Source organism: Saliniferula longa (genome assembly GCF_050789285.1).
Lineage (GTDB): Bacteria > Pseudomonadota > Alphaproteobacteria > Rhodobacterales > Rhodobacteraceae > CAVPWP01.
The window spans coordinates 485,064-506,960 of record NZ_JBOUVX010000003.1 but is presented as its reverse complement, the minus strand read 5'-3'; the positions used below and the strand labels follow the sequence as shown (position 1 = coordinate 506,960).

The following is a 21,897-nucleotide window of genomic DNA, read 5'->3' as shown; positions in this document are numbered from 1 at the left end:
CGGCCGCAAGGGGAGAACGACATGGACATCCACGAACATCAGGCCAAGGAAATCCTTGCCGGTTTCGGCGTGCCGGTGCCGCGCGGCGGGGTGGCCTACAGCCCCGAACAGGCGGCCTACCGGGCGCGGGAACTGGGCGGCAGGCTTTGGGTCGTCAAGGCGCAGATCCATTCGGGCGGCCGTGGCGAGGCGGGCGGCGTGAAGCTTTGCCGGTCCGAAGACGAGGTCCGCAGCTACGCCGCTTCGCTTCTGGGGCGTGCGCTGGTGACGAAACAGACCGGCGCGGCGGGCAAGGGCGTCTATCGGCTTTGGGTCGAGGAAGGATCGGACATCGCGCGCGAACTCTATCTGGGCTTCGTCCTCGACCGGAAGTCCGAGCGCATCATGATCGTCGCCTCCGCCCATGGCGGCATGGAGATCGAGGATCTGGCCGAGCGCGACCCGGCCAGCCTTGTGCGCATGGTCGTCGACCCGGCGGTGGGTCTGGCCGAGTTCCAGGCCCGCGAACTGGCCTTCGCTCTGGGCCTTTCGGGCGGGCAGGTCGGTCAGATGGTGAACGTGCTGCGCGCCTGCTACCGCGCCTACCGCGACCTTGACGCCATGATGGTCGAGATCAACCCCCTGGTCGTGACCGGCGCGGGCGATCTGGTGGCGCTCGACGCAAAGATGAGCTTCGACACCAACGCGCTGTTCCGCCGCCCGCAGGTGGCCGCACTGCGCGACCCCAGCCAGGAAGACCCGCGCGAGGCGATGGCCGCCGACAACGGCCTGGCCTACGTGGGCCTTGAAGGCGACATCGGCTGCATCATCAACGGCGCCGGCCTGGCCATGGCGACGATGGACATGATCAAGCTTGCGGGCGGCGAGCCTGCGAACTTCCTCGACATCGGTGGCGGCGCCAGCCCCGAACGGGTCTGCCAGGCCTTTCGCACGGTGCTGTCGGACGGCAACGTCAGCGTGATCCTCGTCAACATCTTCGCCGGCATCAACCGCTGCGACTGGATCGCGAAGGGCGTGGTGCAGGCCTATCGCGAGGTCGGGCTGACCCTGCCGGTGGTGGTCCGCCTTGCCGGAACCAACGTCGAGGCCGGGCGCGAGATCCTGCGCGGCTCGGGCCTGCCGATCGTCGCCGCCGACACGCTGGCCGAGGCGGCCGAGGCCGCCGTCGCCGCCCGCCCCACGTCCGCCGCCGCCTGAGAGGAGGGCACATCATGGCAATTCTGATCGACGAGACGACGAAGGTCCTCGTGCAGGGCATGTCCGGCCGGATCGGCCAGTTCCACGCGCAGGAGATGATCGAGGCGGGCACGAAGGTCGTGGCCGGCGTCACCCCCGGCAAGGGCGGCGGAACTGTGCTGAACCGCCCGCTCTTCGACACCGTGCGCCAGGCGGTCGAGGCCACCGGCGCCGAGGCCAGCCTGATCTTCGTGCCGCCGCCCTTCGCCGCCGACGCCATGATGGAGGCCGCCGACGCCGGCATCCGCACCGCCGTCTGCGTGACCGACGGCATTCCCGCGCAGGACATGATGCGCGTCAAGCGCTTCCTGCGCCGTTATCCGCGCGACAGGAAGATGCGCCTGATCGGCCCGAACTGCGCCGGCGTGATCAGCCCGGGCAAGGGCTTCATGGGCATCATGCCGCCGCATATCTACATGCCGGGCCGCGTCGGCATCGTCGGCCGGTCGGGCACGCTGGGCTACGAGGCGGCCAGCCAGATGAAGGCGCTGGGGATCGGCGTCTCGACCTCGGTGGGCATCGGCGGCGACCCGATCAACGGATCGAGTTTCCGCGACATCCTCGAACTGTTCGAGGCCGATCCGGGCACCGACGCGGTGATGATGATCGGCGAGATCGGCGGCCCGCAGGAGGCCGAGGCCGCGGCCTTCGTCCGAGACCACATGACGAAGCCCGTGGTGGCCTATGTCGCCGGCCTGTCGGCGCCTAAGGGCCGCAAGATGGGGCACGCGGGCGCGATCATCTCGGCCTTCGGGGAAAGTGCGCAGGAAAAGGTCGAACTGCTCAGCGCGGCGGGCATCACCGTGGCGCCCAATCCTTCGGCCATGGGCGCGACGATGGCGGCCGTGCTGGGGCGCAAGGCCGCGGCATGATCGAGCGGAACGCCTTTCCCGAGGACGAGGCCGACCCGCAGGTCTGGGTCGGCCGGGTCGAGACGCGCGAAGGGGCGCTTACGCCGGAATTCGCGGGGATGCTGGGGGCGACGCTGTCGCATCCGCTGGCGGCCGCGCGCGACCTGACCCCCGGCGCGCCGATGCCGCCGCTCTGGCACTGGGTGGCCTTCCCCGAGTTCGTGCCGATGGCGGGGCTGGGCGCCGACGGGCACCCGGCGCTTGGCGGCTTCCTGCCGCCGCTGCCCTATGCGCGGCGGATGTGGGCGGGCGGCAAGCTGACCTGGGAGGGCCGGCTGACCGTGGGCGAGGTGCTGCACCGCCGTTCGGAACTTCTGGCGATTACCGAAAAGGAGGGGGCCACCGGCCCGATGGTCTTCGTGCGCGTGGGCCACGACATCGAGGGGGCCGAGGGCCGCATCAGTGAAGAGCAGGACATCGTCTATCTCGACATCCCCGACCGCTTCCGCCCGCCGAAGGCGATCCCCGCGCCCCGGGCGGCCGACTTCGACGAGACCGTGCCGATGACCGAGGCGCGGCTGTTCCGCTATTCGGCGGCCACCTTCAACGCCCACCGCATCCATTACGATCTGCCCTATGCGCGCGAGATCGAGAGATACCCCGCGCTCGTCGTGCATGGGCCGATGCAGGCCACGCTTCTGATCGAGGCCGCCTGCCGCCATTTCGGCGCGACGCCGCGCCGCTTCCGCTTCAAGGGGGTGCATCCGATGTTCCACGACCAGGACCTGCGCCTGATCGGCACCCGCGTGCCGGGCGAGGGCGCGGCCGAGCTGTGCACCGCGGCCGCAAGCGGACACCAGGGCATGCAGGCCCGGCTGGAGTGGGACGCATGAGCGGCGGCATCCTCAAGGGCATGCGCGTGGTCGAAGGCTCGGCCTTCGTCGCCGTTCCGCTGGCCGGCATGACGCTGGCGCAGATGGGCGCGGACGTGATCCGCTTCGACCGGCTGGAGGGCGGGCTTGACGCCGGGCGCTGGCCGGTCACCGCCTCGGGGCAAAGCCTGTTCTGGGCCGGCCTCAACAAGGGCAAGCGGTCGATCGCGATCGACATGAAAGACCCCCGCGGACGCGAAATCATCACCGAGATCATTACCGCCCCCGGCGACGACGCGGGGTTGTTCCTGACGAACCTGCGGGTCAAGGGGTGGATGGACCATGCCACGCTGTCGGCCCGCCGCCCGGACCTGTGCATGGTGACGCTTCTGGGCGACCGGCACGGGCGCCCGGCGGTCGACTACACGGTGAACCCCGCGGTGGGCTTTCCCGCCGCGACAGGGCCCGAGGGCTCGGCCGACCCGGTCTGCCATGTGCTGCCGGCCTGGGACTGTATTGCGGGCAACATGGTGGTCAGCGCGCTTCTGGCCGCCGAACGGCACCGTCTGCGGACGGGGCAGGGGCAGGAGGCGGTGCTGACGCTCAAGGACGTGGCGGCGGCGATGCTGGGCAACCTCGGCATCATCGGCGAGGTCGCGGTGAACGGCGTCGACCGGCCCAAGGCCGGGAACGCGCTTTACGGCGCCTACGGGCAGGATTTCCTGTGCCGCGACGGGCGGCGGGTCATGGTGATCGGCCTGACCGACCGGCAATGGGCGGGGCTTGTCAAGGTCACTGGCACGGCCGAGGCCATGGCGGCGCTTGGCCGGGACCTGAAGCTCGACCTCGCCGACGAGGGCGCACGCTGGAAAGCGCGGGCGCGGATCACGGAAATCCTCGCGCCCTGGTTCGCGGTGCGCCGCGTCGACGACTTTGCGGCCGACTTCGACGCCGCCGGCGTCACCTGGTCGGTCTTCCGCAGCTTCGCCCAGGCGCTGGCCGAAGACCCCGACCTGTCGACCCGGAACCCGGTCTTTTCCGAGATCGACCAGCCCGGGATAGGGCGCTACCTCGTGCCGGGCTCGCCCCTTGGCTTCTCGGCCCTCCCGCGCGAGGCGCCGGTGCGCGCCCCGCGCCTGGGCGAGCACACCGAGGAAATCCTGGCCGACGTCGCCCGTCTGCCAAGCCACGCGATCGCCGCGCTGTTCGACGCCGGGATCGTGGCCGAACCGAACACCCCGCGCCGCCTCGCGTCCTGAGGCGCGGGCCGGCGGCGGCCCGCCGCCGCCGTCACAAAACTTTCGCCGAAGCGTCAAGAAACCGTGTGCCCCTGCCGGTACCCACCCCGGGACCGCAAGGGGGACCGCATGCTGCACATCGATGCGCTGACCAAGCGATTTGGTCAAAAGGCCGCCGTCGACCGGGTGACGATCGCCGTGGACCGGCCGATCATGCTGGGCATCATCGGCCGTTCGGGCGCGGGGAAGTCGACCCTTCTGCGCATGATCAACCGACTGACCGACGCGACCGAGGGCCGGATCCTCTTCGAGGGGCAGGACGTGACCGCCCTGACGGGCGCCGCCGTGCGCCGCTGGCAGTCCGATTGCGCGATGATCTTCCAGCAGTTCAACCTCGTTCCCCGGCTCGACGTGGTGTCGAACGTGCTTCACGGCACGCTGAACCGCCGCTCGACGCTGGCCGCGATGTTCAACCTTTACCCCGACGAGGACATCCGTCGCGCCATCGACATCCTCGAGCGTCTTGGCATCGCCGAGCACGCGCCCAAGCGCGCCGAGGCGCTGTCAGGCGGCCAGCAGCAGCGCGTGGCGATCGCCCGCGCCATCATGCAGGACCCCAGGATCGTGCTGGCCGACGAACCCATCGCCTCGCTCGACCCGATGAACGCGCAGATCGTGATGGACGACCTGCGCCGCATCCACGAGGAAGACGGGCGCATGGTCGTGGCGAACCTGCACACGCTCGACACCGCGCGTCGGTACTGCGACCGGGTCGTGGGGATGCGCGATGGGCGCGTCGTCTTCGACGGCACGCCCGCGCAGCTGACCACAGGCGTCGCCCGCGACATCTACGGCGCCGACGCATCCTTCAGCGAGGCCGCCACCTCGACTGCCATCGAAACGCTTGAAACCCCGGCCCAGCGCCTGATCCGCGCCGTCGAAGCCGGCACCTGAGCCCTGCGAATTTCCCGTCGCCGGGGGCGCGGCCTCCGGGACTTCTGCAACCCGAGAAAGAGGACGACCATGAACCGACTGATCGCTGCCGCGATGGCCACGACGGCCCTGACCGCGACCCTGACCGCACCGGTCTCTGCCCAGGAGATCACCGAATTCCGCATCGGCCTTCTTGGCGGCGAGAACGCGCAGGACCGCCTTGCGTCGAACGAATGCTTCCGCGCCTACACCGAAGAACTGCTTGGCGTGCCGACGCGGCTGTTCACCGCGGCCGACTACAACGGCGTGATACAGGGCCTGATCGGCGGCACGCTCGACATGGCCTGGCTTGGCGCCTCGGCCTATGCCGCGGTCTATGTCGAGGACCCCGAGGCGGTCGAACCGGTGCTGGTGAAGACCAATCTCGACGGGTCCTTCACCTATCATTCGATCGGCTTCGCGCGGGCGGATTCGGGCATCACCTCGCTTGCCGACGTCAAGGGCAAGGTCTTCGGCTTCGGTGATCCGAACTCGACCTCGGGCTACCTGATCCCCTCGGTCGAGATCCCCGAGGCGACCGGCGCCTCGATGGAGTCGGGCGACTACTTCGGCGAGGTCAAGTTCACCGGCGGCCACGAGCAGACCATCGTCGCGGTGTTCAACGGCGACATCGACGCGGGCGTGACCTGGGCCGACGGTCTGGGCGAATGGGAAGACGGCTACAATTCGGGCGCCCTGCGCCGCGCGGTCGACGCGGGCCTCGTCGACATGAACGAACTGGTCGAGATCTGGAAATCGAAACCGATCCCCGAAGGCCCGATCGTGCTGCGCAAGGCGCTGCCCGAGGACGTGAAGGCGAAGATGGTCGAGTTGACGGCGAACCTGCACGCCACCGACCCCGATTGTGCCTACGGCGTCGCGGCGGGCGAGACGGCCGGGTTCACGCCGATCGGCCACGACGCCTACGAGACGATCATCGAGATCCGCCGCCGCGAAATCGGCGGCTGAGGCCCCCTTCCTGCGCGGCCCCGCCCGGCGGGGCCGCGCCTTCGTTTTCCGAGGACCCATGGCCGAGATCACCGCAAGCCGCGCCGCGCTGCCCCACGATGCCCATGGGCATTACATGGAGCTTGTCCGGCGCAAGCGCCTTTACGGCGGGCTGACGCTTCTGCTGTTCGTGGTGGCGATGATCCTGGGCTTCCAGGTGGTCGACGCGCGCAACGCGGGCGGCTTCTGGGACGGGCTGCACCGGGTCTTCGACTTCCCCGCCGGTGTGATCGCCGAAGCCTGGGCCGACCGCGCAGACATGCCGGCGCTTCTGGTCCGCTACCTGCCGCCCCTGATCGAGACGATCAACATCGCCGCCGTCTCGACCCTTCTGGGCGTGATCGGCGGGCTGATCCTGTCGCTTCTGGGCACGCGCGGACTGGCGCCCTGGCCGGCGCTCATCCCGCTCTGGCGGCGGATCATGGACGTGCAGCGCGCCTTCCCCGAGATCGTGATCGCGCTGGTGCTGATCTTCGTGCTGGGCGGCGGTCCGGTGCCGGCGATGATCGCCATCGCCATCCACACCGCCGGCGCGATGGGCAAACTGTTCTCCGAAGTGGCCGAGAACGCCGATCTCAAGCCCGTCGAGGGGCTGCAATCCACGGGCGCCAGTTGGGCGCAGCGGATGCTTCTGGGGGTGATGCCGCAAGTGGCGCCCAACTACCTCAGCTACGCGCTGATGCGGTTCGAGATCAACATCCGCGCCTCGGCCATCCTGGGCTTCGTTGGCGCGGGCGGCATCGGGTACGAGCTGCGCAACTCGATGACCTTCGGCATGGGCAAGTTCGACGAGGCGGCGGCGATCTTCATCCTGCTGTTCCTGACGATCGTCGTCTTCGACCAGGTGTCGAGCCACTTCCGCAACAGGCTTGTCCACGGGAGCGCCCCATGACCACCGCCACCACCAACCCGCCGCGCGACCTGCACGCCCAGGCCATCGCCCTGATCGGCGCCAAGCGGCGGACGGCGCTGGCCGTGCCGGTGGTGATCCTGGCGTATCTCGCCTACATCGTCTTCGCCTTCGACGTGCCGGGGCTGGTCGACCGCGCCCGCATGGACAACGCCCGTATCCTTGTCGCCGACAGCTACAGCTACAAGACGCACGTGACGCGCGACAACCGTTCGGGCGAGGTGAGCTTCGCCATCGAGGGCGAGGCCAAAGGGCGCTATCCCGAGGGCCAGATCCCCGACTGGGCCACGCTGCAGGACGATGTCGTGACCGTCGATCTTGACGACGGCCACGTCATACGCTTCCTGCCCGGGCATGCGCTGCGCTACGACATCCCCGACTTCGGCCCGGTCGAGATCGCGCTGGACGGGCGCGAGATCGTGTCGAACCTGTCCGATCTGGCGCCCGGGGGGATGCCCGACTGGATCAGCGCCTCGGCCGCGCGGATCGACATCACCACCGACGCCGGCCGGGTCAGCTTCACCCGCTCGAAGGCCGAGGTCTTCAAGTATTCCTTCGGCTGGGAGCAGTTCTGGTTCATGCTCGACAGCCCCTATAGCGGCAAGTCGGCCTTCCAGATCCTTTTCGGCCCACAGCTTGACGCCGGGCGCACGAACTGGGCCGGCGCGGCCCAGGATTTCTGGACCAACGCGATGTGGCGGCACGGCGACGTCGCCTGGGCCATGGGCGAGACGGTGCTGATGGCCTTCCTCGGCACCTTCGGCGCGGCCATCGTGGCGCTGCCGCTGGCCTTCCTGGCCGCGAAGAACTTCGCGCCCCTGGTCGCGGTGCGCTTTGGGGTCCGGCGGGTCTTCGACTTCGTGCGCGGGGTCGACGGGCTGATCTGGACGATCATCCTGGCCCGCGCCTTCGGCCCCGGACCGCTGACCGGGACGCTTGCCATCCTGATCACCGACGTGGGCGGCTTCGGAAAGAGCTTTTCCGAAGCGCTCGAGAACGTGGACCAGAAGCAGATCGAGGGCGTGCAGTCCACCGGCGCAAGCGCGGTGCAGCGCTATCGCTTCGGGGTGATCCCGCAGGTGACGCCGGTGCTGCTCAGCCAGGTGCTTTACTACTTCGAATCGAACACCCGCTCGGCCACGATCATCGGCGCGATCACCGGCGGCGGGATCGGGCTGTTCCTGACCCAGGCGATGCAGACCCAGAAGGACTGGGAAGAGGTCACCTACTACATCGTTCTCATCGTGCTCATGGTGGTCGCGATGGACTGGCTGTCGGGCCTCTTGCGCCGGCGCCTGATCAAGGGCACGGATGCGGGGCAGTGATCCTTTCGGACCGTGCCATGCCGCGCCTCACGCCCGATAGTCCCTTCGTCCATGTCGACTGCGATATCGTCGACGCGAGCTTCGGCCGCTATGTGGAGATCGGCAAGGGCAGCCGCATCGCCCACGCCGTGATCGGCGATTACTCCTACTGCGACCGCTACTGCGACATCGCCAATGCCGACGTGGGCAAGCACGCCAACATCGCGGCCTTCGTGCGGATCGGGGCGACGGACCATCCGCTCGACCGGGCGAGCTTGCACCACTTCATGTACCGCTCGGCGCTTTACTGGGACGACGTGACCGACGACGCCGACTGGTTCGCCCGCCGCCGCGCGCGTCGCGCGACCATCGGGCACGACACCTGGATCGGTCATGCCGCGCAGATCAAGCCCGACGTCACGGTGGGCCACGGCGCGGTCGTGGCCTCGGGGGCGATCGTGACGAAGGACGTCGCCCCTTACGCGATCGTCGCCGGCACGCCCGCGGTGAAGCTGCGCGACCGCCAGCCCCCGGCCATCGCCGAGCGGCTGGTCGCGCTGGCCTGGTGGGACTGGAGCCACGACCGCCTGCGCGAGACGCTGCACGATTTCCGCAGCCTCAAGGCCGAGGAATTCCTCGAGAAATACGAAGGCTAGGCAGTCACTCCGCCGCCAGCGCCGCCGCCGCGCGCGACGCCAGGAAGCGCGCCGCGGCCCGCCCGCTCAGATGCGCGATGCGCCCGGCGGCGAAGGTCGCCTCGACATGGCGCGTCTCGGGGTCGATGACCACCACATCGGCGCGCGCGCCGGGGGTCAGGACGCCGCGGTCGGACAGGCCCGCCACCCGCGCCGGCACGGTCGAGATCGCCTGCCAGGCCACTGCGAAAGGCAGGGTGCCTGCGTCCGCTAGGTGCCAGGCGGACTGCGCCAGCGCCGGGTAGTAGTAATCCGACACAAGTGCGTCACAAAGGCCCGCGGCCACCAGTGCCTCGGCGCCGATGTTGCCCGACTGGCTGCCGCCGCGCACCACGTTCGGCGCGCCCATCAGAACCGGTTCGCCCGCGGCGCGGGCGGCCTGCGCCGCCGCGACCGTGGTCGGAAACTCGCAGACATGGGCGCCGATGCCCCGGTAGAAGGCCCGCGTCGCCGCGTCGCCGTCGTCGTGCGAGCCAAGGCGCACGCCGCGTTCGCTCAGCCGTGCGGCAAGGGCGGTCAGCGCGCGCGGCACCTCGGCCTCCTGTTCCAGCGCGCGGCGGACATAGCCCATGTGCTCGTCCGCGCCGCGGCCGTGCTGCGCGGCCCAGGCGGCGAAGCGGTCGGGACGGCCCGACGCGATCTCAAGGGCTTCGGGCAGGTGGTTGTTGAAGACCACATAGTCGATGCCGTGCCGGTCGATGGCGGCAAGGACTGCCGGGTGTTCCGGCACCACATGCGTCTCGAGACGGATCTGGAGACGCACGTCCGGCAGGAGGTAGTCGCGCGCCGCGTCGAGCGCGGCCATCAGGTCCTCGGCGAAGCTGCCCGCGCGGAAGCCGCCCTCCCAGCTCCAGCTTTGCGCCAGCCAGGCGGTGGTGACGCCGTTCGCCGCCAGTTCCGCCGCCGCCGAGCGCAGCGCGCGCGCCTTGTCGAAGGGGGCGGTCGGGCGGGGGGCGATGTGGCGTTCGAACCCGTCGCCGTGCAGGTCGACGATGCCGGGCAGGACAAGAAAGCCCGACAGGTCGACCTCGGCCCCCGGTCCCTCGACGATGATGCCCTCGGCCAGCGCGAGGTCGGCGTCGCGCAATGCGCCGTCGCGCAGGACCTGCGCGCCGGTCAGGCGAAGGGGCGGGGGAAGCGGCATGGGTTCTCCTGTTTCGGGCTGACCTAGTCCGCTTCGGTGACAGAACCATGACGCCCCTCGGCCTCGGGGTCGAGCGTGATCGTCACCCGGTCGCCCGCGAACCAGGTGGTGCCATATTCCACGGGCCTGCCGTCGCTGTCCACGTTGATGCCGGTGGTGCGCAGGACCGGTGCGCCCTCGCGGATGCGCAGGTGCAGCGCCTGGGTGGGCGTGGCGGTCACGGCGTTGAGCCGCGTCGAGGCGCGGGTATAGTCTGCGACCCCGAAGCGCGCGAGCGCCGCGGTCACGCTGCCTTCGTCGTGAAGCGCGGTCGGCAGATCGGGAAAACGCGCGGCGGGAAAGACGCTGCGGAAGACGGCGATGGGCTGGCTGTCGGCCAGCGACAGGCCGTCGTGGACATGCACCATTGCGCCGGTGGGCAGGGCCAGCGCGCGGGCCTCGTCCGCGTTTGCCGCGCGCGTCTCGGTCGCCAGGATCGCCTTGCCCGGAAGCCGCCCGGCGGCCCGAAGGTTGCGGTGGAAACGCACGCGGCGTCCAAGGGGATAGTCGGTGGGCTTTGCCGCCACGAACACGCCCGAGCCCCGGCGTGAATGCACCAGCCCCCGTTCGGCCAGGTCGCCCAGCGCGCGGCGCAGGGTGTGGCGGTTCACCCCGAAGCGGGCCGACAGCACCGCCTCGGTCGGCAGCCGGTCGCCAAGCGCGTAATGGCCTGCCGCGATTTCGTTCGACAGGGCGGTCGCGATGGATTGCCACAGCGGCGTGCGGGCGCCTGTCATCAAAACTTCACCTCTGGACGACTTGCCCGATCCGGCCGGTTCGGGTAATGATTTGTCTAGTTGTATAGTCAATTAGACAACCCCGCAAGGTGTCGAGACATGACCGACCAGACCCCACGGCAAAGATGGATGGGCGTTCTCGCGAAGGCGCCCGAAGCCGCGCTGGACCGTCTCTGGCCCGATCTTGGCGCCGAGCCCGCCTTCGACTGGCTGCGCGCGCCCGAGGTCGGGACAGTCATGGTGCGTGGGCGCGCCGGGGGAACGGGCGCCGCCTTCAACCTGGGCGAGATGACGGTGACGCGCTGTTCGCTGCGGCTGGCCACGGGCGAGGTCGGGCATGCCTATGTCCAGGGCCGCAGCCGCGAGAAGGCCCGTCGCGCCGCCATTGCCGACGCGCTGATGCAGTCGCCCCGCGCGGCCGAGGTCGAGGCGCGCCTGGTCGCGCCGCTTGCAGCCGCCCAGACCCGGGCGAAGGACGCGCGCGCGGCCAGGGCGGCGGCGACCAAGGTCGACTTCTTCACCATGGTCCGGGGGGACGACTGATGCAGGCGACGGCACTGGAAGGCGGATTCGCGGAGGCGCCGATCGAGGCCGCGCGGGCCTTTCGCGCGGCGATGACGGCGCTGGCCCGGCCGGGCCGGATCGAGACCCTGTCGGGCGCGCGCCCGCCCGCGCCGCTGTCGGTGGCGGCGGGCACGCTGATCCTGACGCTGTGCGACCCCGACACGGGGCTGTTCCTTGCCCCCTCGCACGACCGGGACGGGGTCCGCGACTGGATCGCCTTTCACACCGGCGCGCCGCTGGTGGGGCGCGCCGACGCGGTCTTCGCCCTTGGCACGTGGGACGCGCTTCTGCCCTTGTCGGATTATCGGCCGGGCACCGCCGAATACCCCGACCGGTCGGCCACGCTGATCGTCGAGGTCGACCGGCTTGAGGCCGCGGGCGCCACCCTGACCGGACCGGGGATCGACGGCGCGGCGCGGCTCGGGCTTCCCGAGGCCGCCGCCTTCGCGGCCAACGCCCGGCTTTTTCCGCTGGGCCTCGATTTCTTCTTCACCGCGGGCGACCGGGTGGCCGCCCTGCCGCGCACCACGAAAGTGACCGCCTGATGTATGTCGCGACGAAGGGCGGCGAACGCGCCATCGAGAATGCCCACGCCTGGCTGGCCGAGGAACGGCGCGGCGATCCCTCGGTGCCGGAACTGGGCGTGGCGCAGATCCGCGAGCAGATGACGCTGGCCGTGAACCGGGTGATGGCCGAGGGCTCGCTTTACGACCCCGACCTTGCCGCGCTGGCGATCAAGCAGGCCCGTGGCGACCTGATCGAGGCGGTGTTCCTGATCCGCGCCTATCGCACGACGCTGCCGCGCTTCGGCGCCTCGGATCCTGTGGATACCGGCGCCATGGCCTGCGACCGGCGGATCAGCGCCACCTTCAAGGACGTGCCGGGCGGGCAGGTGCTGGGGCCGACCTTCGACTATACGCACCGCCTTCTCGATTTTGCGCTGGCGGCGGAGGGCGAGGTGCCGCACGCGCCCAAGGCCGATCCGCGCCGCGAACCGACACCCCATGTCGTCGAATTTCTCAACCGTGAAGGCCTGATACAGGACGAAGTTCCATCCGGGGTTCAGCCGGGGGACCTGACGCGCGAGCCCCTTGAGCTGCCGGCCGACCGGCCGCTGCGGCTTCAGGCGCTGGCGCGCGGCGACGAGGGGTTTCTCCTGTCGCTGGCCTATTCGACGCAGCGCGGCTATGGCCGGACGCATGCCTTCGTGGGCGAGCTTCGGATCGGCCGGGTCGCGGTCGGGATGGAGATCCCCGAACTGGGCTTTGCTGTCGACATCGGCGAGGTCGAGCTGACCGAATGCGAAACCGTCAACCAGTTCACAGGATCGAAGACGGAACCTCCACAGTTCACAAGGGGTTACGGTCTGGTCTTCGGGCAGTCCGAGAGGAAGGCCATCTCGATGAGTCTTGTCGACCGCGCGCTGCGCTGGGACGAACTTGGCGAGGAGTTCGCCGGCGTTCCGGCGCAGGACGCCGAGTTCGTGCTTTACCACGCCGACAACATCCAGGCGACCGGATTTCTCGAGCACATAAAGCTGCCGCATTACGTGGACTTCCAGTCCGAACTTGAACTGATCCGGAAGCTGCGGCGCGAGGCGATGCAGGACGGGATGCAGGAGGCGGCGGAATGACCGACTACAACTTCGCCTATCTTGACGAACAGACCAAGCGGATGATCCGCCGCGCAATCCTCAAGGCGCTGGCGATCCCGGGCTATCAGGTCCCCTTCGCCAGCCGCGAGATGCCGATGCCCTACGGGTGGGGCACGGGCGGCGTGCAGGTGACGGCGGCGACGCTGGTGCCGGAGGACCGGCTCAAGGTCATCGACCAGGGCGCGGACGACACGACGAACGCGGTGTCGATCCGCAAGTTCTTCGAAAAGACCGCCCGTGTCGCCACGACCGAGGCCACGGCCGAGGCCACCGTGATCCAGACCCGCCACCGCATCCCCGAGACGGCTTTGACCGAAGACCAGATCCTTGTCTACCAGGTGCCGATCCCCGAACCCCTGCGCTTTCTCGAGCCGCGCGAGACCGAGACGCGGACGATGCATGCGCTGGAGGACTACGGGTTGATGCATGTTCGGCTTTACGAGGACATCGCCCGGCACGGGGCGATCGCCACCTCCTACGCCTATCCCGTCAAGGTCGAGGGGCGCTATGTCATGGATCCTTCGCCCATCCCCAAGTTCGACAACCCGAAGCTGTCGGACTGCCCGGCGATCCAGTTGTTCGGCGCGGGGCGCGAGCAGAGGATCTATGCCCTGCCGCCCCATACTAGGGTGGTCAGCCTCGACTTCGAGGACCACCCCTTCGAGCCCTCGAAGGCCGACCATCCCTGCGCGCTGTGCGGATCGACGGCGAGCTATCTCGACGAGGTGATCGTCGACGACGACGGCACCCGCATGTTCGTCTGTTCCGACACCGATTTCTGCCGCGCGACGCGCGAGGAGGCCGCATGACCCCGCTCTTGCAGGTCGAGGGGCTGACCCGGCGCTATGGCGCGCGGATCGGCTGCGCGGACGTGAGCTTCGATCTCTGGCCGGGCGAGGTCATGGGGATCGTCGGTGAAAGCGGGTCGGGAAAGTCCACGCTTCTCAATTGCCTGGCGGGCCATCTTCGCCCTGACGACGGGCGCATCCTGTTCGACACCCGCGCCGAGGGGCCGCGCGATACGCTGGCGATGTCGGAGGCCGAGCGGCGCATGCTGGGCCGCACCGACTGGGCCTTCGTCCACCAGAACCCCCGCGACGGGCTGCGCATGGGCGTCAGCGCGGGCGGCAACGTGGGCGAGCGGATGATGGCCGTGGGCGCGCGCCACTATGGACAGATCCGCGCCACCGCAATCGACTGGCTGGGACGTGTCGAGATCGCCGAGGACCGCGTGGACGACCGGCCCACGAGCTTCTCGGGCGGGATGCAGCAGCGGCTTCAGATCGCACGCAACCTGGTCAGCGGGCCGCGCCTTGTGTTCATGGACGAGCCCACGGGCGGTCTGGACGTCAGCGTTCAGGCGCGGCTTCTGGACCTTCTGCGCGGCCTCGTGCGCGAGATGGGCCTGTCGGCGATCGTGGTGACGCATGATCTGGCCGTGGTTCGGCTACTGGCGCACCGGCTGATGGTGATGAAGGCGGGGCGGGTCGTCGAGGCCGGGCTGACCGACCAGGTGCTGGACGACCCCCAGCACGGCTATACGCAATTGCTTGTGTCGAGCGTCTTGCAGGCGTGAGACGCGGGGGCGCCGCCCCCGCACCCCCGGAGTACTTGAGAAGAGAAGACGACCATGATCGAGATCGAGGGTGTGGCCAAGACCTTCCGGCTGGTGAACCAGGGCGGGGCCGTGATCCGGGTGATGGAGGGTGCGGGCCTGTCGGTCGCGCCCGGCGAGTGCGTGGCGCTGATCGGGCCGTCGGGGGCGGGAAAGTCGACGTTGATGCGCATGATCTATGGCAACTATCTTGCCGCCGCGGGGCGGATCGTGGTGGGCGGGGTCGACGTGGCCCGGGCCCAGCCGCGCGCGGTGCTTGAGTTGCGGCGAACAACCCTTGGATATGTCAGCCAGTTCCTGCGCGTGGTCCCGCGCGTGCCGACGCTTGATGTCGTGGCCGAGCCGGCGCTTGCGGTGGGCGTGCCACCGGATGAGGCCCGTCAGCGGGCGGCGGCGCTGCTGACGCGGCTGCGCATCCCCGAGACGCTTTGGGCGCTCAGCCCCACGACCTTTTCGGGCGGCGAGCAGCAGCGCGTGAACATCGCCCGCGGGTTCGTGCATGGCTATCCGGCGCTGCTTCTGGACGAGCCGACGGCGAGCCTTGACGCCGCCAACCGCGAGACCGTGCTGGCGCTGATCGACGAGGCCAAGGCCCGCGGCGCGGCGATCGTGGGCATCTTCCACGACGAAGGCGCGCGGGCGCGCGTGGCCGACCGCGAGGTCGATGTCGGCCGCTTCACGCCGGTGGCGGCATGACGGCCGGGCGCCTCGTCGCGGTGGTTGGGCCTTCGGGCGTCGGCAAGGACACGGTGATCGCCGGCCTTTGCGCCGCGCGGCCGGATCTCTTCCGGGTGCGGCGCGCGATCACGCGCGAGGCGGCGGCGGTCGGAGAAGACTTCGAGGCGCTGAGCCGGGCCGAGTTCGCAGCGGCCGAGGCGGCGGGCGCCTATGCGCTGTCCTGGCGCGCGCATGGCCTGGCCTATGGGATTCCCGCCGGGGTGCACGGGGTTCTGGGCGCCGGGCAGGACGCGGTCGCCAACCTGTCGCGCGGGGTCCTCGACCGGGCACGGTCTGTCTTTCCCGGGATGGCGGTTCTGGCGCTGACCGCGGGTCCGGCCGTTCTGGCCGCCCGGCTGGCCGCGCGGGGACGCGAGAGCGCCGGGGACGTGGCCGGGCGGCTGGCGCGGGCCGGGGCCTATGAAGTCGCAGGCGATGACGTGATCCGCGTGTCGAACGACGGGCCGGTCGAGGCGACCGTGGCCAGGGTGCTGGCCGCGCTTTACCCCGACAGCGCGTGGCGGCTCAGTTCATGAAAGCGCCCCTCGGCATCTTCGCCCGCAAGGGTGATGTCCCCGATGACGAAGGGGCGGGGCAGGACCCCCGCAAGCCGCGGGCGCAGGACGTGCTCGACTTCGGCGGCCTCCGCGTCGGCGAGCGCCCCGGACAGGGTCATGTGGAAGCGGAACGCGTCGAGGACGTAGGGATAGCCCCAGCGCATCAGGTTTGCCTCTTCGACGGGGGAAAGGCCGGCGGCGCGGCGGCGCGCCAGGTCGGCCTCGGACGGCGGCGCGCGGAAGGTGTCGAGGCCGGTGACGACGGCGGCGGCAAGTGCGTCGATGGCCGTGTTGTCGCCCTCGGGGACCAGCGCGAGGAAGGCGCCGATGCGCGACAGGCGCAGCCCCGCGGCACGGGCCGGGGGCAGGGTGCGGGCAAGCGCCTCGACCGCCGTGCCAAGCGCCCCGGGTTCGGTGCCGGCGGCCAGCGCGAAGGGCGGCTTGATCGTGGCGTGAAAGCCATAGCGGCGCGGCGTCTCGGTCAGCCGGGGCAGGGCCGCCAGGTCGGCGGGCGCCTGCGGCACGGCGCGTCCCCGCGCGATGTCCCAGCCCAGCCAGGCCGCGCCGAACTCGGCCAGCGGCCCGGGCGGGGGCGTGTAATAGACGGCGTAGCGGCGGAAGATCATGGCGCCTCCGGGGTGTTTCGGCGTCCCTTGCAGACGGGAATGACAGGCAGATGACAGACGAGACGATCCTTGCCAATGCCGCGCTGGTTCTGGGCGACGAGGTGGTGACGGGAAGCCTGCTGATCCGCGACGGCACGATCGCGGCGGTCGAGCCCGGCGCCGGGGTGCCGAAGGGGGGCGAGGACCTGGGCGGCGACTACCTTGCGCCGGGGCTGATCGAGCTGCACACCGACAACCTCGAGCGGCATATCGCCCCCCGGCCCCGGGTGGACTGGCCGCACCACGCCGCGATCAGCGCCCATGACGCCGAACTGGCCAGCACCGGCATCACCACGGTCTTCGACGCGCTTCGGGTCGGCTCGATCGTCTCGGAGACCGGCAAGGGCTACAACCGCTATGCCCGCAGCCTGGCCGACGAGATCCTGGCGATGCGGGCGGCGGGCGCGCTGCGGATCAGCCATCACCTGCACTTGCGCGCCGAGGTCTGTTCCGAGACGCTGGTCGAGGAGCTGGGCGAGTTCGGGCCCGAGGACCGCGTGGGCATCGTGTCGCTCATGGATCACACGCCGGGGCAGCGGCAGTTCTCGAACCTGGGGAAATACGCCGACTACATGATGGGCAAGCACGGGCTGACCCAGCCCGAGTTCGACAATTACGTGATCCGCCTGACGACCCTGCGCGAACGCCTGGGCGCGCTGCACGAGGCCGAGGCAGTGGCGGCGGCGCGCCGCTATGGCGCGGTGCTGGCCAGCCACGACGACACCACCGAAGCGCAGGTGCGCGTATCGCAGGGCCACGGGGTCGAAATCGCCGAGTTTCCGACGACCGAAGAGGCGGCTGGAGCCTGTGTCGCCGCAGGCATCGACGTGATCATGGGGGCGCCGAACCTTGTGCGCGGCGGGTCGCATTCGGGCAACGTGGCGGCCCGGACGCTGGCCGAGCGCGACGCGCTCGACATCCTGTCGTCGGACTATGTGCCGTCCTCGCTTCTGCTGGCGGCGGTGCAGCTGGGCGATCTGTGGGGCGACCTGCCGCGCGGGATCGCCACGGTGACGCGGACGCCCGCGCAAAGCGTGGGCCTGACCGACCGGGGCAAGATCGCCGAAGGCCGACGCGCGGACCTTCTGCGGTTCCGGCGCGGGCCCGGCGGCGTTCCGATTCCGCTGGCCACCTGGAGCCACGGACGCCGAGTGGCCTGAGGGGGCGGCGTCGGCGCCGTCAGACGATCCGCCGCCCGCCCTGCCAGACGGCTGTCAGCGCCCCGTCGTCGTTCAGATGCAGGACGTCCGCCGGCGCGCCCGGCGCAAGCCGCGCCTCGCGCCCGATCAGGTCGGCGGGGATCGTCGTGGCCATCGCAAGCGCCGTTTCCGGCGCCACGCCAAGGCCTGCGATGTTGCGCACCGCCGTGGCCAGGTCGAGGTCGGCCCCGGCAAGCGTGCCGTCGGCCAGTGTCAGCCGCCCGTCGCGCCGCTCGATCCGGCGGCCGTTCAGCGTGAAGTGGGCGATGTCCGAGCCTGCCGTCGCCATGGCGTCGCTGACAAGGAAGACGCGGCCCGGCCCGCGCTTGGCGGCAAGCGCCGCGCGGATCACCTCGGGGTGGACATGGATCAGGTCGGCGATGAGGCCGGCCGACAGCCCCGGTGTGGCAAGGGCCGCGCCGACCACGCCGGGTTCGCGGTTGCCAAGCTGGCTCATCGCGTTGAACAGATGCGTGACGCAGACCGCGCCGGCATGGGCGGCGGCCACCGCATCGTCGAAGCCGCAGTCGGTATGGCCCAGCGAGACGCGGATGCCCGCACCGGCCAGTGCCGCAACCTGCTGCGGGTTCACCGATTCCGGCGCGACCGTCACCATCAGCGCGTGCAGGTGCGCGGCCGCGTCGACCAGGCGGGCGAGGTCCGCGTCGTCCATCGGGCGGATCAGGGCCGGGTCATGCGCGCCCTTGCGCGCCACCGACAGGTGCGGCCCTTCAAGGTGCAGCCCCGCGATGCCCGGCACGCCCCGGGCCACCGCGTCGATCGCGGCGGCGATGGCGGCGGCGGTGACGTCGGCCCGGTCAGTGATCAGCGTGGGCAGGATCGAGGTCGCGCCGAGCCGGGCGTGGGCTTCGGCGATGGTGCGCAGGGTGCCCACGCTGGGCGCTTCGTTGAACATCACGCCGCCGCCGCCGTTCACCTGAAGGTCGACGAAGCCGGGCGACAGGGTGCCGCCCGGCAGGGGCAGCCGGTCCATCGCGGGGGGCAGGGCGTCCTCGGGGACGACCTCGGTGACGACGCCGTCGCCCAGCACGACCGCGTGGCGGGCCAGCAGGCGGTCGCCGTCGAAGACGGCGGCGCCGGTCAGGGCAAGGGGGGCGGTCACAGCGTCTCCGTCACTTTGCGCAGGTGGCGCGGGGTGTCGGGGTCGATCCCGCGTTCCACGGCCAGCCGTTCGACGTTGGCATAGAAACTGGCGATCAGGCAGATCGGGTCGAGAAGCGGGTGCCCGGCGCGGACATGGGCCAGCCGGGTCGCGGTCTGGACGCGGTCGGTCGTGGCAAAGACGGTGGCGCCCGTCGCGGCCATCCGGTCGGCGGTCTGGGCCAGCGCCTCTTCCGCGGCGTCTGCGGCGGCGAAGGCGATCACCGGGAAGCCTTCGCCCACGATCGAGACCGGGCCATGCAGCACCTCGGCCGAGGAATAGCTTTCGGCGTGGATCTGGCAGACTTCCTTGAACTTCAGAGCCGCCTCGTTCGAGATCGCCCAGACCGGGCCGCGGCCAAGGGTGTAAAGCGACTCCTTGCCGGTCAGGCCCGCGCGCATCGCCGCCCAGTCGACGGCGACGGCCCTGGACAGCCGGTCGGGCAGGTCGGCAAGCGCGGCAAGAAGCGCGGCATCCCCCTTCCAGTGGGCCAGCAGCATCAGGCCGGCGACGGCCGAGGTCACGAAGGTCTTGGTCGCGGCCACGCTTTTCTCGGGGCCCGCGTGGATGTCGAGGACATGGTCCGACACCTGCGCAAGCGGCGAGGCCGGATCGTTGGTGATGGCCACCGTCAGCGCGCCGTCCTGTGCGGCCGCGCGCGCCATGGCGACGATGTCGGGGCTTTTGCCCGATTGCGACACGGTCAGGCAAAGCGCGCCCTGAAGCCTGAGCGGCGCGTGATAGAGCGAGGCGACCGACGGCCCGACCGAGGCGACGGGCACGCCCAGAAGGATTTCGGCGGCGTATTTGAGGTAGGTGCAGATGTGGTCCGACGATCCGCGCGCCACGGTCACGGCGAAGCGCGGATTGCGCGCGGCCACCTCGGCCGCCGCCGCCACGATGGCCGCATTGCCCCTGCTCAGCAGGCGCTCGACCGCCTCGGGGATTTCGGCGATTTCGGTGCGCATCTGGGATTGGACAGGGGTCATCGGCAGCTCTCAGGCAGGAGGAAGGCGGAGTTCCGCCACGAAGTCGTAGGCATCGCCGCGATAGATCGAGCGGGTGAATTCGACCACGCGGCCGGACGGCAGGTAGGACGTGCGCTCGATCTTCAGGCCCGCCGCGCCCGGAGGCACGCCAAGGCGGGCGGCGGTGTCGTCGTCGAGGTTGATGGCCGAGATCTTCTGGATCGCGCGGATCGGTCGGTTGCCGTCGCGTTCGAGCGCCTCGTAAAGCGACCGGGTGACCGCCTCGGGATCAGGCAGAAGGTCGACGGGAAGCGACGCGCGCTCGATCGCCATGGGCCGGCCGCCGGCCTCGCGCAGGCGAGTGATGCGCGACACCCCGTCGCCCGACGATAGCGCCAGCGCCACGACCTCGTCGGGCGAGGGGACGAAGATCCCCTTTTCGAGCCAGGTCGAAGTCGAGGTCAGGCCGCGCCGGGCCATGTCCTCGGAAAACGAGGTGAGCCGCGACAGGGACTGTTCGACGCGAAGCGGACGCTCGCGCACGAACGACCCCGATCCCTGCCGCTGCACGACAAGGCCACGGTCGACAAGCTCCTGGATCGCCTTGCGCACGGTGACGCGGCTGAGGTCGGTCAGGGCGGCGATCTCGCGTTCGGGGGGAAGCGGCGCGTCGGGCAAGAGCACGCCGGTCTCGATCGCCTCTTCGATCCGCTTGCGAAGCTGCACGTAGCGCGGGCCCTCGGCCTCGCGGCGCCAGTGTTCGGGGCGCAGGTACTCGGTGACGGTCATGGCGCGTCCCCGCCGCGCGGAAGATCGGCGGCAAGCGCCAGCGCGCCGTCAACGGCGGTGCCCCTGGGCGCGACCACGTCGGCGTCAAGGACGCGGGCGTAATGCGGCCCAAGCCCGCCGGTCAGGCACAGCGCCTCGCCCCGCCGCCAGCCAAGGGCGGCGGCGGCCTTCAGGATCCAGTCGGCGCCTTCGCGCATCAACTCTTCGGCAAGCGGGTCGCCCTGCAGGCCGGCCTCGACCACGCGGGCGGCGAAGGCCGCAAAGTCGCGCGGGGCGAAGCCCTGCGCCGCCGTGACGAGGGCCGCGGGATTGTTGCCGAAATCAGCCAGCGTGGCGTCGACAAGGCCGGTGCGCGGCCGCACGCCGTCGACGGCGTGAAGCGTCGCGGCAAGAAGCGCGCGCCCGATCCAGGCGCCCGACGCCTCGTCCCCCAGCCGGAAGCCCCAGCCGCCGATGAAACCGGTGCGGCCGGCCGCCTGACGGCCGAAGAAGGACCCCGTCCCGATCGCCGCAAGCGTGCCCTCGGCCCCGCCAAGCGCGCCCCGCAGCGTGGTCGGGCGGTCGTCGGTGACGCGGGCGGTGCGAACGGGCAGGGCGGCGGCGACCTCGGCCGCGTCGGCGGGCGTCATGATGCCGGCCAGGCCCGCGTGCAGGCGCGCGCCGGCGATGTCGTCGGGGGTGAGCCCGGCGCGGGCGGCAAGCGCCGCGATCCCGTCGCGCAGGGTCGCGATGGTGCCCGGGCGGTCGGAAAAGGCATTGGCCGCGCCAAGCGAAACCTCGATCCGCGCGCCGCCGTCGAGCAGCGCGAAGCGGCAGGAGGACCCCCCGCCGTCGATGCCGATCATCCTGTTTGCGCACGACTCGTTCATTGATACCTTTATAATACCTATTTTCGGGATTGGTAGCAGAACTTGCGCAAAACTGCCAGGAATAGCCATGAATCTCAGATATTCCGCGGCCACAACAGAAACGGGTGGACAAGAGGTATTAGAAAGGTATGG

At 70.3% G+C, this 21,897-nt stretch carries 24 protein-coding genes; 17 read left to right on the top strand and 7 right to left on the bottom strand.

Annotated features, from left to right (window positions below):
- The first annotated feature begins 21 nt into the window (after positions 1-21).
- The 9 genes from ACRDNQ_RS15545 (at position 22) to ACRDNQ_RS15505 (ending at position 9,047) form a co-directional block, all read left to right on the top strand.
- Positions 22-1,197: a malate--CoA ligase subunit beta gene (locus ACRDNQ_RS15545; RefSeq protein WP_431829602.1), complete on the top strand. Its 1,176-nt coding sequence runs from the start codon at positions 22-24 to the stop codon at positions 1,195-1,197.
- A 14-nt stretch (positions 1,198-1,211) separates the two neighbouring features.
- Positions 1,212-2,108, top strand: a complete 897-nt coding sequence (gene sucD / locus ACRDNQ_RS15540) for a succinate--CoA ligase subunit alpha (RefSeq protein WP_431829601.1) — start codon at positions 1,212-1,214, stop codon at positions 2,106-2,108.
- A complete protein-coding gene (locus tag ACRDNQ_RS15535) occupies positions 2,105-2,980 on the top strand; it encodes an HTD2 family dehydratase (protein ID WP_431829600.1) in 876 nt (291 codons plus the stop codon). The genes sucD and ACRDNQ_RS15535 overlap by 4 nt, the downstream gene beginning before the upstream one ends.
- Positions 2,977-4,218, top strand: a complete 1,242-nt coding sequence (locus ACRDNQ_RS15530) for a CoA transferase (RefSeq protein ID WP_431829599.1) — start codon at positions 2,977-2,979, stop codon at positions 4,216-4,218. Before ACRDNQ_RS15535 ends, ACRDNQ_RS15530 begins: the two co-directional genes overlap by 4 nt.
- 108 nt (positions 4,219-4,326) lie before the next feature.
- The gene (phnC, locus tag ACRDNQ_RS15525) at positions 4,327-5,151 is read left to right on the top strand and encodes a phosphonate ABC transporter ATP-binding protein (RefSeq protein ID WP_431829598.1); all 825 of its coding nucleotides are present in this window, start codon (positions 4,327-4,329) and stop codon (positions 5,149-5,151) included.
- A 69-nt stretch (positions 5,152-5,220) separates the two neighbouring features.
- Positions 5,221-6,138: a phosphonate ABC transporter substrate-binding protein gene (phnD, locus tag ACRDNQ_RS15520; protein ID WP_431829597.1), complete on the top strand. Its 918-nt coding sequence runs from the start codon at positions 5,221-5,223 to the stop codon at positions 6,136-6,138.
- Positions 6,139-6,196: 58 nt separating this feature from the next.
- Positions 6,197-7,069 carry a phosphonate ABC transporter, permease protein PhnE gene (phnE, locus tag ACRDNQ_RS15515; protein WP_431829596.1) on the top strand — a complete coding sequence of 291 codons (873 nt, stop codon included), beginning with the start codon at positions 6,197-6,199 and terminating at the stop codon, positions 7,067-7,069.
- Complete coding sequence (gene phnE, locus ACRDNQ_RS15510; protein WP_431829595.1) at positions 7,066-8,412, top strand: phosphonate ABC transporter, permease protein PhnE; 1,347 nt, start codon at positions 7,066-7,068, stop codon at positions 8,410-8,412. The genes phnE (ACRDNQ_RS15515) and phnE (ACRDNQ_RS15510) overlap by 4 nt, the downstream gene beginning before the upstream one ends.
- A 17-nt stretch (positions 8,413-8,429) precedes the next feature.
- Entirely contained in the window at positions 8,430-9,047 is a 618-nt protein-coding gene (locus ACRDNQ_RS15505; RefSeq protein WP_431829806.1) for an LbetaH domain-containing protein, read from the top strand.
- 4 nt (positions 9,048-9,051) lie between these two features.
- On the opposite strand, the gene ACRDNQ_RS15500 is transcribed toward ACRDNQ_RS15505, so the two are convergent.
- A complete protein-coding gene (locus tag ACRDNQ_RS15500) occupies positions 9,052-10,230 on the bottom strand; it encodes an alpha-D-ribose 1-methylphosphonate 5-triphosphate diphosphatase (RefSeq protein ID WP_431829594.1) in 1,179 nt (392 codons plus the stop codon).
- A 23-nt stretch (positions 10,231-10,253) separates the two neighbouring features.
- Positions 10,254-11,006 (bottom strand): phosphonate metabolism transcriptional regulator PhnF, encoded by a 753-nt coding sequence (phnF, locus tag ACRDNQ_RS15495; protein ID WP_431829593.1) that lies wholly within the window; start codon positions 11,004-11,006, stop codon positions 10,254-10,256.
- Between the two features lie 99 nt (positions 11,007-11,105).
- Between phnF and phnG the strand changes: the two genes are divergently transcribed.
- Genes phnG through phnN form a run of 7 tightly spaced genes read left to right on the top strand, consistent with a single transcriptional unit; the run spans position 11,106 to position 16,092 of the window.
- Entirely contained in the window at positions 11,106-11,549 is a 444-nt protein-coding gene (gene phnG / locus ACRDNQ_RS15490) for a phosphonate C-P lyase system protein PhnG (protein ID WP_431829592.1), read from the top strand.
- Positions 11,549-12,115, top strand: coding sequence for a phosphonate C-P lyase system protein PhnH (gene phnH, locus ACRDNQ_RS15485; RefSeq protein WP_431829591.1), 567 nt, complete (start codon positions 11,549-11,551; stop codon positions 12,113-12,115). Before phnG ends, phnH begins: the two co-directional genes overlap by 1 nt.
- Entirely contained in the window at positions 12,115-13,203 is a 1,089-nt protein-coding gene (locus ACRDNQ_RS15480; protein ID WP_431829590.1) for a carbon-phosphorus lyase complex subunit, read from the top strand. The genes phnH and ACRDNQ_RS15480 overlap by 1 nt, the downstream gene beginning before the upstream one ends.
- The gene (locus ACRDNQ_RS15475; RefSeq protein ID WP_431829589.1) at positions 13,200-14,033 is read left to right on the top strand and encodes an alpha-D-ribose 1-methylphosphonate 5-phosphate C-P-lyase PhnJ; all 834 of its coding nucleotides are present in this window, start codon (positions 13,200-13,202) and stop codon (positions 14,031-14,033) included. Before ACRDNQ_RS15480 ends, ACRDNQ_RS15475 begins: the two co-directional genes overlap by 4 nt.
- Complete coding sequence (gene phnK, locus ACRDNQ_RS15470) at positions 14,030-14,800, top strand: phosphonate C-P lyase system protein PhnK (RefSeq protein ID WP_431829588.1); 771 nt, start codon at positions 14,030-14,032, stop codon at positions 14,798-14,800. The genes ACRDNQ_RS15475 and phnK overlap by 4 nt, the downstream gene beginning before the upstream one ends.
- 54 nt (positions 14,801-14,854) lie before the next feature.
- Positions 14,855-15,535, top strand: a complete 681-nt coding sequence (gene phnL / locus ACRDNQ_RS15465; protein ID WP_431829587.1) for a phosphonate C-P lyase system protein PhnL — start codon at positions 14,855-14,857, stop codon at positions 15,533-15,535.
- The gene (gene phnN / locus ACRDNQ_RS15460) at positions 15,532-16,092 is read left to right on the top strand and encodes a phosphonate metabolism protein/1,5-bisphosphokinase (PRPP-forming) PhnN (RefSeq protein ID WP_431829586.1); all 561 of its coding nucleotides are present in this window, start codon (positions 15,532-15,534) and stop codon (positions 16,090-16,092) included. The genes phnL and phnN overlap by 4 nt, the downstream gene beginning before the upstream one ends.
- On the opposite strand, the gene ACRDNQ_RS15455 is transcribed toward phnN, so the two are convergent.
- Positions 16,059-16,739 carry a DUF1045 domain-containing protein gene (locus ACRDNQ_RS15455; RefSeq protein WP_431829585.1) on the bottom strand — a complete coding sequence of 227 codons (681 nt, stop codon included), beginning with the start codon at positions 16,737-16,739 and terminating at the stop codon, positions 16,059-16,061. The genes phnN and ACRDNQ_RS15455 overlap by 34 nt on opposite strands.
- Positions 16,740-16,789: 50 nt before the next feature.
- Here ACRDNQ_RS15455 and ACRDNQ_RS15450 point away from each other — a divergent pair, with 50 nt between their 5' ends.
- Positions 16,790-17,938, top strand: coding sequence for an alpha-D-ribose 1-methylphosphonate 5-triphosphate diphosphatase (locus ACRDNQ_RS15450; protein WP_431829584.1), 1,149 nt, complete (start codon positions 16,790-16,792; stop codon positions 17,936-17,938).
- 19 nt (positions 17,939-17,957) lie between these two features.
- Here ACRDNQ_RS15450 and nagA read toward each other — a convergent pair whose 3' ends face one another.
- The 4 genes from nagA to ACRDNQ_RS15430 are packed head-to-tail and all read right to left on the bottom strand — an operon-like array spanning position 17,958 to position 21,741.
- Positions 17,958-19,100: an N-acetylglucosamine-6-phosphate deacetylase gene (nagA, locus tag ACRDNQ_RS15445; RefSeq protein ID WP_431829583.1), complete on the bottom strand. Its 1,143-nt coding sequence runs from the start codon at positions 19,098-19,100 to the stop codon at positions 17,958-17,960.
- On the bottom strand, positions 19,097-20,128 hold the full coding sequence (locus ACRDNQ_RS15440; protein WP_431829582.1) for an SIS domain-containing protein: 1,032 nt from the start codon (positions 20,126-20,128) through the stop codon (positions 19,097-19,099). Before ACRDNQ_RS15440 ends, nagA begins: the two co-directional genes overlap by 4 nt.
- A 9-nt stretch (positions 20,129-20,137) precedes the next feature.
- Positions 20,138-20,896, bottom strand: coding sequence for a GntR family transcriptional regulator (locus ACRDNQ_RS15435; protein WP_431829581.1), 759 nt, complete (start codon positions 20,894-20,896; stop codon positions 20,138-20,140).
- The gene (locus ACRDNQ_RS15430) at positions 20,893-21,741 is read right to left on the bottom strand and encodes a glucosamine kinase nucleotide-binding domain-containing protein (protein ID WP_431829580.1); all 849 of its coding nucleotides are present in this window, start codon (positions 21,739-21,741) and stop codon (positions 20,893-20,895) included. The genes ACRDNQ_RS15435 and ACRDNQ_RS15430 overlap by 4 nt, the downstream gene beginning before the upstream one ends.
- Positions 21,742-21,897 lie beyond the last annotated feature (156 nt).